Genomic DNA, 11,599 nt, shown 5'->3' with positions numbered 1-11,599 from the left:
CACATCCATGCTATGCATGACCGTTTTTCTTCTTTAAGGAATGGTTAAGCTTGGGCGTGCAAGCTCATGGTTTAAACATTTGATGGATGCAACAGCATGAAACGGTCTTTGCTTGCTTTGATGATTTTTCCACTCGTCGTAACTCCAGCATTCGCGAACGGTGGCTACTCTGGCCCGAGCGCAACCAAGCCCGTGACCACGGCGGCTGCGGCATCAGAAGCAAGTGATGATGAAAAGGTCGTATTACAAGGGAGAATCGTTAAGCAACTACAGAACGATCTGTACGAATTCAAGGATGCAACCGGTACTATTACCGTAGATATTGACGATGAACTTTGGCCGATGGTGGCTATTTCAGAGCACAACCAAGTTCGATTGCGGGGCGAAGTGGATCGCGAGGTGTTTGAGCGTCAAATAGATGTTGATTCTGTTGAATTGATTAACTGAATTTTACCGGCTCCGAACAAAAAGGAGCATGAGCCTACATCGGTGTCGCGTAAGCTGTTTGATATAATGCTCATCTTTAGCATTAGCCTATTGGATAAGCAGTGTTGAGAATGGTGCGTCTTCGCTGATTCAACTATGATTCTGCAAGTTCTGACCTCTGTTTGACAGCCTTAGGGTACGCGTGGGCAAGGTCATAACGAATGGTAGGCTCATTACATTTTTATGGCTCGCTGAAATTTGGACTGCTAAACAGAGATACTTGCGTCCAGCGGCAATTATCTCTCAAAAAATAGGAGCACTTTATGGCCAATGCCCGAATTCAAGTATTGTTAACTGGCGTAGTTTTGGCTATTTCGATTCAGTCGTCCTGGGCTTTTACCGAGCAGGGCGATCAGCGTCGTGAGGCGAGAGACGTTCGACAAGAAACCAGGCAGGAAGCACGCCAAGTGAAGCAGGATTGCCGTATCGCTGATGAAAAAAGCAATCAGCAATGTCGGCAGGATAAACGCCATACCAAACAGGATGGGCGGGAGAAAGCTCGGGATATTAAATACTGAGCATAGACTGATTGGTAAGTTGAGTTTTGATTGTCTTCGGTCCGGTTAGGCGCGTGGTACGGATGCCACGCCAAACGCCTGTCTGCCACTTCGGATGTGAACAATCTGCCCTAAGCAATTGATTCATGTTGTCCGGCGCGTCAGCCGCCGAAGTCTGGTCCGATGTTGCGCCGGGCTAATGCGAGCACGCGTTGCGCCCGCTACCCGCTAGTGGACCGTACGCCAGAGGTCGGCACTTAACTGCGCAACAGAGTCGTCGGAGTCACCAAAAGGTCCCGCTTGGATCGTGACAATGCGCCAGAAGACGGCGCCGTACTGCATAATTTCAACACTGAGACGGTCATCGGTTTTGTGCGTGCGAATAGTGCCCGCACCTCGCCATCCTTGGCGTCCATCCCTCACAAAATATTGCCCAGTATTCGCAAAATGCAATGTCTGTGAGGTTGCCTGACGAAACATATGCACGTAGTTGTCCAAGTTGTAGCCTCCCGCCAACTCTCGCGCGAACATCACTACCGAGTGTTCGGATTGTTCGGAGAACATATGGATCTGGTGATCGAGACTGATTGGCTGGAGTGAGTTACGCCACCGGGAATCAATCGTGGTGTTGAGTCCGGTATGCCGATTTTCCCACAGGTAGCGTTGTTGAATTTCGCTGTGGGCGTCAGGCTGGTTGGATTGTTGAACGATATGCAGTACTGCTGTCAGCAGGACCAGGCTCGCAAAAAACCACACAAAAACGATTTTCCGCCACCCGGGAATAGGAACCGCCAGTACACGAAACTTTGGGCGCTCGTCGTAAGTCGTTGGCAATCCTTTACCCAGCTGGCGCCACTGAATGATGAGCGTGAATAGACTTATCAGCGGTAGTCCCAATGCAAGTCCTTTCACCCACAGGGAGAGATTGCGTGTGAGATACTCAGCCAAACTGAGAGGACTGCCTTTAGAAGCGACCACTTGGAGACCAAGCAGACTTTTTCCTGGGGTGTTTCCTGCGGCCCGATAGAGCAGGGCGTCGAAGACCAGCGCAATCGGTACACAAACAAGACCGAAAACCTGAATCGCGCCGGGCTGGTTGATCCATCCTACATTTGCAGGGGAGAATCGGCCTAGTGCGATGCCCACAAGCAGCGCCATGAAAAGTGTTTCCCACCAGAGATCAAAAAACCGGGCAAAAAAACGTGTTGTGCGACCGGCCATGCTGTTCGTCACGGGTGAGGCATTTAGTTTGGTCTGCAAGGGTGGGGGTTGAACCAATTTGACGTGAGCGAATTCTGCAACGGCGGCAATCGGCAACCAATTATCCATGCCTTCATGCCAGACATAAGTGTGAGCGCCAATTTTTCCGACCCTCACCAGTCGTTCCAATTCCACGGTTTCGATTGGACCGATTTTTTTATTCTTCCTGGCGTACCACCAACCGACCATAGGTTTCACCAATGACATGAATGCGCTCAGTATAGTGGGCGTAACGCACTGCAGCGTTAGATTGTTGACTCGTTTGCACGGCGTCTTTTAATTCGCTCGGGATCAGGTGGGTAACGCTCAACTATTGGCGCCGTGCGGATGCACCCACGTGCACCGCATTCAGCGCCCGTCGCTTAACCATCAGAGGGGCTCGTTCACGCACCGAGTGCCTTGCGAAACCATGATCACCTCATTGGTAAGAGCAATCTGTGTATCATCGTGTCAGCCTCCTAGTTTAATGATGGCTGCGAGCAATCCTGTGCCAACGGCGGCCATTACCACAGCGCTGCGCCATGGTCGACCGCCCGCGTACCGAGCGAGTGTCCATCCGGAAATGCAAAGCATGATCACGGCAATGACATTAGATACTCGTACGGCAAGAGATGCCTGATCAATGAATAGAAATGGTGTCACGACGGGAAGCGTCGCCAGCACGACTAACAGGAACACGCCTAGGGCGCCCTTGTAATCGTGCCAGTGCAGCCGCACTGGGACCTCAGGAGTTGCACTCTCGATGAGGCGCTGGCGCAGCAACTCCAGCAATTCGGGTCCGGCGGCTGCTGCAACATTCGTTGACAGACTGTCAGCCAAAAGGGATCGTCCTTTAGAGGCATCTGGGGTTTCGCGCAGTTTGACGATCAATGTTCGATTTCGTCTGCGGTCGATCCGGCTGCGTATCAGATACAGTACGGCGTCGGCCAATCCCCAGGCCAAATTGCATCCAAGTGCGGCGACCAGCATCACATGTACGTCTTCTTGGGTAGCTGTTGCGACGCTGAGCGTCCCCACAAAAGTCATCGCCATCAACAGTCCAAAGACAACTTCTGTTGTACGCTCGACCGGATCCAGTACCCTTATCCGTTTTTGTTGTTTAGTGCCTGTCACGTCTCATGCTCCTAGCTATTCCAAAGCCGAACGCGCGCTCTAGGCGTGTTCAGCTTATTTTCAGTGGCCAAGTTTGATCAGTTACGAAAATTTTAGGCATAAAGCGATTGTCTACTATGCCATTGTACGGCGAGGCTCGGTCAGAAACAGTAGCCGGCTATACCAACGTTGTTTTTCTTCACTATGGCTAAGCGGATTCATCACGCGTTTTCTCGAAGTCTGTCTCCGTCGATCCAACAGATGTCGCAAAAATAAACGCGCTTATGTAATAGATAGAACAATAGCAATGTTTGCATACCGGGGTGCTCTCACCTGAAGCCAATAACCTCGGCCTTGAGTAAAAACACCCATGCGGTAACCGTAAACAAACCAACTCACTTTCGTTGTGATGAGGTAAAAATTACATTAGAAAATTGTATTCATAGATACACCAGTTCGATGGTGGTGGAGCCGTCAATGGTAATTTCGTTACTGATGTCAAGAGTGTTAGTTGGCGCGATGTGCATTTCCACCCCTAGGGGTTGTACAACTTCTGTCACCAGATCAGGGTCAGCGTTATCGGCGATTTTGTTCCATGAAAGTACGGCGCCGGGCGAATGTGATAACGCAGTACCGTTAAGGGTGCCCCACGTGACACCTCCGTCGTCGCTCTTGGATTTGAAGGCTGCTACGCCGTCCAACGTTGGCACCGCACCAATGCCGATCAGGTAATAACCAATATTGCCGCCTTTACTGTCTCGCCCAATACCGTAATAAACATCTCCTGAGCGGATGGATGTGCCAGTACGATTATCTATGGCTCGGATACCAATCAAAGATGGGCCGGTACATACAATGCTCAGATTTTTTGTACTTGCGAAAGTCTTGGTGCTCTCTCTCGCAGCACTTAAGGTTCCGCTACTAATGGTGCCGAAATTGAATTCACCGCCCGCCAGGGTGATATCACAAGCTGCCGGGACAAGCGTGACAGCGAGGCGCAGATCAGCAGAAATGGCCGCCATGCTGATGTTGTGGCCCAAGAGTAGTGGAAGAATCAATAACGATAATTTGTTCATGTCATCAACCCTGATCCATGGTGAGTATGTTGCGCCGGTTTTAGGCAAAAGGAATGATCTACGCCCGCAAACTATAGAACGGATTTTACCGTCGCGTCTAAGAGTTCGGATGATTCGTTGAAGTAGAGCGGCGTGTGGACAGACGCAGTCGTTTCTTAGCCTGTCACCCTGCACCAACACCTAGCGCGCTCGTCTCGACGTCATTTAGTTCTTACGCGGACAAAAAATTGACTGGTCAAATCGTGTAGAGACGGGGTATAGCTCTGGGCGTTCGCCCCCTCAATAGCATGAGTGCCAGAACGTGTGATCGCAAACCACTGGTATTCGAAAGTTGCGGTGCATTTTCCGGATGGACAGATCGGTACGGCCATCATGGAGCCTCCTATGACAGGACGCCCCTTCAGCAGCCCCCGGCTGTCATGAATTTCGACTCGCACCGGTACATTTTCGGCATCTGAAGTGTTCGTGTCTAAACCAGAGCATCCACTCAACGTCACTCCGGCAAGCAATAACACAGCGGGTAATGTCCAAAAGGAGCTGGTTTTAATGGTCACACTGGTCATGTATAGCGAATCCTTCATATTGATAATAGCCGCATAGCGATTGCTGTAGCCGTCCCGCCATCCCCTGTGATGAATTAATCGTTGGAACGGCAGGTTCAGCCCTTTTTGAGGCAGGGTGATGTCTGAAGAGTGCGTCGCCGGGGAAGCGCACGATCGGCTCGGGCATTGACGGTTTTGCGGTCATCTCACCCCGCGCGATCTAAACGTATCGCAAGTCTGCGCGTAATCCCCCCTTCGGCGGCTGAACACGCCCCCGCCACTTCGGGAGCGGAGGAGATAGGCCTGGAAAAAAATTAGCGGCCTATCCTTCAGCAAGGACCTGTATTATCCCTACGTGCGTGATCCACGACGCGTCTCTGTGGGCCATGGAGCCAATCGAAACGACACGCTTGCTCCACACCTTGCCCCGTGTGATGTCTGCCTCACGGGTCGTCATAGCAAATCCGCTCGGCCCGATGCTGCCCGAGATGCGGTGTGCACATTCATCTTCGCCCACCTCAGTGACTCAATGGTCAGAGACCTAAGTCAGGCAATCGACAATACCGATATAGGGTGGGATCAAAGACACCGATGATGTTGCCAATGCGCTCCTATTGATGGAAATCATTGAGCATTATTGAGGACTGATCGAAGGCCGGTGTGATCGGGTGCCTGCCGTTCTTGTTTTCGGCCAGAGTCATCGCACCTCCTTATAAAGCGCCTTGCGCCGCACTTGGCGATGAGGTGATGACCTCGAACTGACCCTCACCCTGCATCACTGTTATGTCGCGAATTTTCCGAGTTTCAGACTTGGCTAAGGCCTCGATCTCGACTGTCACCGTGAACAACTTACCTGTACCCAGGCGCCCCCCACTGACGGGCACTACGTAGCTGTTAGGCATCAAACGTATTGTATTCTGGACACTGGCGGGGACCTCCTCAGCGGTACTCACGCGACCGAGCAGGACTTCGGTGCCGTCCAGCCGCGCGTTTTTAAAATCCATGGTAAAAGCTCCGAGATCGCTCAGGTTAAACGCGGTAGGGCCAACCGTCATACCGTGGAAGGTGATCGCCAGTCTGGTCGGAGCAGGGCAGGTGACGCTCAGTTGCACAGTGCGTCTGCCGAGTGATACACCGTCCGAATTTTTCGTCTTGGATAACAGCTGCCCGGAATTGAAGGTGCCGAAATCCAGCATGGGTTGGTTGATTTGCATTCGACACAGGTCGTCGGCCAAGGCTGGGGCCCATGGCAGCCACGCGATAAGACCGCCCGTAATGACTGCTGTTCGTAACTTGCTTCGCCGCATGAGAACACTCTCTTGTAGCAATACTAGAAAAGGGGGCGGCATTGCGCCGGCAATTGTTCGAAGTGGACCTCTAGGTCTACTTCCTCGGGCAACTCAAAATCCAAGGTGCAGCGTGTGCCATCCGTCTTGGTTACGATAAGGCCTTGTTGCGTGGCGTCGACCAAAAAGATTTTCCCACCATCGACCACCGTTGTGACAAAACGATCCTGTGCGTCTACGACGGACGCTCCCTTAGGTAATGGTGCGCCCTGAGCATCGACTGCTGTGAGCAAAACACGGCGTACGGAGACCACCCCAAAATCAATTAGATTAACGGAGCCGCGACCGGCATCAATGGCTCTGTAGCCATTATTGAGATCCACGTTACGCGGTAGGGTGTTGGTGATCACCTCGACTGAGCCGCTGCTAAAAGCGGGGAGCTGGGCCACTACTGCTCGACCACCGGCATCGGTCCATACCGGGCCACTCGGCGTACTAAGTTTGATCCCTCCGATGTCGCCAACCGCGGCAATGCCAAAGGTGTCCTGAACTGCATAGGGAGACGCGGTGATCCCTTGTCGGTGGAACACCAATCCGCCACTCACACCGATGTTGGAGCTCTTGCTCACATCATCCTGGTTGTATCCCAGGTTTACCTGGGCATAGCGCGGCAGTGCCGATACCGTGGCGCCCATGCCTGGGCTGTCAGCATCATCCGCTTTGGTGGTGGAAAGGCTGTAACTTAGGGTATCGCTGACCGTTTCATTGTAGGTTGCGCCAACCTGTCCGCGACCATTGGATTCACTGGAAAATGCCCTGATGCTGCGAGATCTGCCCAACGGTAGGCTAACGCTAAGGTACATGCCGTTTCCATCCTCTTCATCGAGCTCATGCCGAAAGTTCGCATTAACCGAGGCGATCCCAATTCGCGTGCCCCAAGAGGCGGAGACACTTCGATTCTTCTGACCACCGCCTTGTTCCGATTGCGAATAGGAGAGGTTGCCAGCGCCCCATGGCTGAGCATTCCACCCCAACGAGAGACTGTATTCGGTGCGCGGCTGTCCCAGGTCGTCGAGGGTTCCATCATTGTCCTCGTCCGAGGGGAGTGGGGCGAACGGGTCGAAGGGATCAAAGGGAAAAAAGCGCTCATCGTCCTGATTGGTCTGAGTGGTGTCCGTGAGGTCTAGGTACCCCGGACTGCGGCGGGTAGCCGAGGCGCTGAGGGTCAACGATTCCGTCAGACGGGTATTGAGTGTTGCACTGTTCTGAATGCCTCGCTCGCCCAGTTCGCTCGCTTGCGACATCACGCTGTTGAGGCTCAAACTGGTGTCCGCGGTGAACTCGGTCCCCAAGTCCCAGCCGATCGCCCGATAATCTGGTGTAAGCATTAGGCCCGCGGCGAGTACACTCTGTTCGCCTACCAGCCAGCCGTTGCTTAGAGTCACCACGGGCGGAGTATCCGAGCCGGAGTCACCAATATCCCGTACCTGACCGGCAGCAATCGAAAAGCCCTCAGCGACCAGCTCGACGGTTCGCAATGACGCGGCAGCGATCCGATCGGAATGCTGACTTCCGTCGCTCTCATAGACGGTCATCACCACATCGGTGTTGCCCTGCAGCAACGGAATGTTTCTCAGGGTAAACGGGCCTGTCGGGACTACGGTTGTGAAAACCACAATCCCGTTTTGGGTCAATTCAACCCGTGCCTGCGATGTTTGGGCAATACCGGAGATAGTGACGCCCCCTTGGCTTCTGGGGCGCAGCGCATTGTCGGGAAGCAGTTGCACACCGGTAATCGCCGAGCCGGGAAAGATGGGACTGGCAATGTTGATCTGGCCAATCTGAAGCAGGGATTTCATCCCCACCAGAGAATGTTCAGCAAAAGCATATAAATTTTCTGCTGTGCGCTCGCCGTTGAATTCCACAAGCGACTGGCGACTGCGCAAACTCCAGTCGCCAATGTTCATCCCTGCTTCGGTGTTGAGTGAGCGATATTGCGTTTCGCTGCCGCCGGACTCAGTAGTGGTGCTCAAAAAGTCATAGTTGATCAGTCCGGCCATACCCCCGGTGCTATAGCCAGAAAAATCCTGCTCCACTGGCCGCAAGGCGGTACTAGGTACGACCAGGCGCACCTCTTCCAAGCCTGGGCGCAAGGAGATTTCTGATTGTGGGTAGGCGCTTACAAAGTCGATGCACGAACTTTGGTCGCTGCCAGTTTCGACGGACGTCTCCGTGGTTGTTTTACCGGCCCAGACAGAGACTGGTCCGGCCAAATCGTTTAGTAATTGGTTAGGAAGTTCATCACGGCTATCTTCTGTCTCTGTCTCTGTCTCTGTCTCTGTCTGCGTTGCTGGTTCGACATCGTGCCTCGGGGCAGGGATGTCTATCTCATCAGGCACCAGCAGACCGGCTCGATCAATGAGCACACGGTTAAAGCACAGCTGCCCCTCGGCGTCGAATGTTGCGTCTAGAAGGCCACGCTTATCACCATTTACATAGAGAGTGACTTGCCTAGCCCCGGGGGTGAAGCGAGGGGCTTGCTTGAAATACTCCGCTAACTTGGGGTCGATTCCACGCCGTTTAAGCAGCTCCTGGTCGAACGAGCCCGCGCTCGCTGCCTTGGTTGGAGCCGCTTGTTTGGGTATTGGAGCGCTATTTGGCCCAGTGTGGTCACTCGCTTCTTGGGTTGACGGCTTCGATTCTTGCGATGAATTCGCGGAGCCCCCTCCAGGGGGGGCGTTAGAGATAGAATCCTCTGCTTGCACGTTGTCGCCGACCGCTGACGTTTGCTGTCGAGCCTCGGTTGACGTGTAGGCGGTGGACGCATTGCTCAACGGATCAGCATAGATGCACTCGCTACTCAACAGAGTAGCCGCAGCCATGCACCATGAGCCGTGGCGGACGGCAAATGGAAGAAGACCAAGCTGAAACGTACTTCGCTTAACCTTTAGTGGTGCAGGCACTTAGCGCAGCCTCGTACTGCTTAACTGCATAACCGTATACGCTGGCGGGGTGGATGCGTACCTGGGTCCCATTAGCGTCAGCGCTGGAGGCTAGCTTGAGATCCAATGAGGTGTTGGGCAGCAGGTATGTCCGAGGGAAATTGATAGTGCCGCCCGAGGGCAGAATACTTCCTTGAAGAGCCATGCGCACGACGTAAGGACTGTCATTGATGACGCGCAGCTTTTTATCGCACATCGACCACTTCAGGTGCTTCCAGGGTGCACTTTCAGGAGCCAAACCTTTGGGCGAAATAATCACCGGCAGATTCTGGCGATAGGTCACCCCGACGCTATTGGGTTTTTTGGACTCATTCATCGGGATGCCTTCGAATGTCACCCGCATGAGTCGTTGATGCAGCAATGGCGCCTTGCTCTGAAGGATGAAGCGTACGAGCTGCGTCTCGCCACCCTCAACCCGTGCCACGGGTGGAGTAGCAAACAGCAGCATTTCAGGATCTTCGGCGATCGTTTCAAGGGCAGTGTGCAGGAGTGCTGCAGCATTATCGGTGTTTGTTACCTTAAGCTCCGCTTCGCCCTTGCCTTCATCAACGATGACCACAGAAGTTTCAGGTTGCATGCCTGCTGCGAGGGCGTTGCCCCCACTGAGTAACATGAAGGGGGCGGCTAAACCGGCACATAAAGTCTGGCGAAATGCGCGCATCATTCTCTCCTGAAATAGAACCGTCTGGGCTAATGTTAGTCGCTCCTGCAGCAGGGACATCATCGATCCAACCATTTTTTGAACTTTCAAAAAATGCCACACCGGTGTTTCGAAGCTAGGGCGTGGGGCTCGAGAATTGCAGGCAGGGCGCGGCGATGGCGCGGTATGAAATTACCAATCGCGCGCCGAGAGAAATCAATAATCATTAATTAGCGTCACAGCTAGTTGGAGTCTGTCGTGCCGGGAGTGGGAGATGATGGGGCATTCGTGGGTGGGAGGAGCCAGAGGCAGGCGCCGCTGCTGTCATGAATGGACTGGTGCTTACGGACGAAGGTCCGTAGCTGCCGCTTTGGTTTCAAATAGGACAAGAAATACCGGACAGGAAGTGGCACCGTCCTACCGCCGGGATTGCTCGTAAGATGAGCGTCAAATGGATGACTTGTAATCGAAGCAGCACCCCATTCGGCCCTGTAGGGAGTGTGGCCACAAGCAGTGCCTAGAAGCCTCCTGTGAGTATCCATTTAAGTCCTCGGCGTTCGAGGGTCCGATGGCTGTCGAATGGCAATATTTATCAGCACATCTGATTAGCTGTAGCAGGAGTTACGCTGCTTGGTGCTGTAAGCGCGGGCTTTTGTTCCTAGCCAAGTCTCTGGTCTTTTAGGCGACGCACTCCAGTCAAGTGGCCGCAAAGGCGTGCGATCCACCGACAACACTGAGGAAAGACTAGCCTGCTATCGACCTCAGCGGATGTCGCTTGCCTCCACCCATTCGCGGTACAGCTCACGCAACATATCTCGCTCATGTTCAGCGCTGAGCTCTGGGAGATTTTGCCGAACCAGCTCGAACTGGTCCAAAGAAGTGCGGACCCATTGCGTTAAATCTTGAGGAGGGTAGGGGCAGTGCAGCCACTCATTTAAAGCCGCCCCGATTTCTGCAGCGTATTGAGGATCGAACGCAGGATTAGCAGTGCGCATGATAATTCTCCGAGATGGCATCATCAGACCGCGGTACCATTTATTGTAGGCCCCAACATCGGATCCGCCGCCAGCGGGAGTCCAGGTTCAAGCGAGAGTCGCTCGGCGGCGCACTCGGTACACACGGTCTAAAGATAGTTTGTAGTCGTCATGATCAGCGGCCGCTTGCAGCCAGGCGACTTAACTCGTCCTGATAGTTCGTGTCGAATCATTGGGCGGGGTCAATTTCGCTGTCTGCCCTGTCTCTTTGGGTTTTATCTTCTTGTGCAATGTTCGCCTATTACCCCCGAAATTTAACTGCGCCTAGCGAATTCCGTGAACTCGCCTTAAAGAAAATATTCTGTGAGAAGCGATGGTTCTCAATAGAAGCATCCATACGTAAATATTTCCCTCGTTCCTTGGTGCGAGTATTCCTGCTCATCAATCCGCCCGGAGGCGTCTTTTATAGTTCCGTTTTTGTCTTTCGGCAATATGCCAAAGTCAACGTCTGAGTCAGAAAAAACTGCGTGCCTCGCCGCGAAGATAGGCGGATCCAGTATGAGTGATGATTTTTGGTTCTGCAGGACGATTGGCGCATTGCAGATTTTCATCCGCATTGCGTGGTGACTGTCAAAATTTTGCGAGTGTTGGAGAGAGTTTGAGCTTACATGAGTCGCTGTTGGCTGGTGAATACACGCGTGGCGTGAGCGACCTTCTCGGAGGAGGCAGATTAGTTTTGTTCGA

General features: G+C 53.2%; 10 protein-coding genes. 2 read left to right on the top strand and 8 right to left on the bottom strand.

Annotated elements, in window-relative coordinates; all coding sequences use genetic code 11:
* The first annotated feature begins 96 nt into the window (after nt 1–96).
* Both ACIQVE_RS02070 and ACIQVE_RS02065 read left to right on the top strand, forming a co-directional pair.
* Nucleotides 97–447 carry a YgiW/YdeI family stress tolerance OB fold protein gene (locus ACIQVE_RS02070; protein ID WP_402804017.1) on the top strand — a complete coding sequence of 117 codons (351 nt, stop codon included), beginning with the start codon at nt 97–99 and terminating at the stop codon, nt 445–447.
* Nucleotides 448–749: 302 nt separating this feature from the next.
* On the top strand, nt 750–1,004 hold the full coding sequence (locus tag ACIQVE_RS02065; RefSeq protein ID WP_402804015.1) for a hypothetical protein: 255 nt from the start codon (nt 750–752) through the stop codon (nt 1,002–1,004).
* A gap of 207 nt (nt 1,005–1,211) precedes the next feature.
* Here ACIQVE_RS02065 and ACIQVE_RS02060 read toward each other — a convergent pair whose 3' ends face one another.
* The 8 genes from ACIQVE_RS02060 to ACIQVE_RS02025 all read right to left on the bottom strand — a co-directional run bounded on the left by ACIQVE_RS02060 (nt 1,212) and on the right by ACIQVE_RS02025 (nt 10,876).
* On the bottom strand, nt 1,212–2,450 hold the full coding sequence (locus tag ACIQVE_RS02060) for an RDD family protein (protein ID WP_402804014.1): 1,239 nt from the start codon (nt 2,448–2,450) through the stop codon (nt 1,212–1,214).
* A 243-nt stretch (nt 2,451–2,693) separates the two neighbouring features.
* Nucleotides 2,694–3,356, bottom strand: coding sequence for a hypothetical protein (locus tag ACIQVE_RS02055; protein WP_402804012.1), 663 nt, complete (start codon nt 3,354–3,356; stop codon nt 2,694–2,696).
* A 419-nt stretch (nt 3,357–3,775) separates the two neighbouring features.
* A complete protein-coding gene (locus ACIQVE_RS02050) occupies nt 3,776–4,411 on the bottom strand; it encodes a DUF1120 domain-containing protein (protein WP_402804011.1) in 636 nt (211 codons plus the stop codon).
* Between the two features lie 200 nt (nt 4,412–4,611).
* Nucleotides 4,612–4,974: a hypothetical protein gene (locus ACIQVE_RS02045; RefSeq protein WP_402804010.1), complete on the bottom strand. Its 363-nt coding sequence runs from the start codon at nt 4,972–4,974 to the stop codon at nt 4,612–4,614.
* Nucleotides 4,975–5,663: 689 nt separating this feature from the next.
* A complete protein-coding gene (locus ACIQVE_RS02040) occupies nt 5,664–6,167 on the bottom strand; it encodes a DUF1120 domain-containing protein (protein ID WP_402804009.1) in 504 nt (167 codons plus the stop codon).
* A gap of 116 nt (nt 6,168–6,283) precedes the next feature.
* Nucleotides 6,284–8,638, bottom strand: a complete 2,355-nt coding sequence (locus ACIQVE_RS02035; protein WP_402804008.1) for a fimbria/pilus outer membrane usher protein — start codon at nt 8,636–8,638, stop codon at nt 6,284–6,286.
* A gap of 541 nt (nt 8,639–9,179) precedes the next feature.
* On the bottom strand, nt 9,180–9,962 hold the full coding sequence (locus ACIQVE_RS02030) for a fimbria/pilus chaperone family protein (protein ID WP_402804006.1): 783 nt from the start codon (nt 9,960–9,962) through the stop codon (nt 9,180–9,182).
* 680 nt (nt 9,963–10,642) lie between these two features.
* Nucleotides 10,643–10,876 carry a hypothetical protein gene (locus ACIQVE_RS02025; protein WP_402804004.1) on the bottom strand — a complete coding sequence of 78 codons (234 nt, stop codon included), beginning with the start codon at nt 10,874–10,876 and terminating at the stop codon, nt 10,643–10,645.
* Nucleotides 10,877–11,599 lie beyond the last annotated feature (723 nt).

This window comes from Pseudomonas sp. NPDC098747, assembly GCF_044760045.1.
Classification (GTDB): Bacteria; Pseudomonadota; Gammaproteobacteria; order Pseudomonadales; family Pseudomonadaceae; genus Aquipseudomonas.
This window is presented reverse-complemented; position numbering and strand designations above follow the sequence as displayed.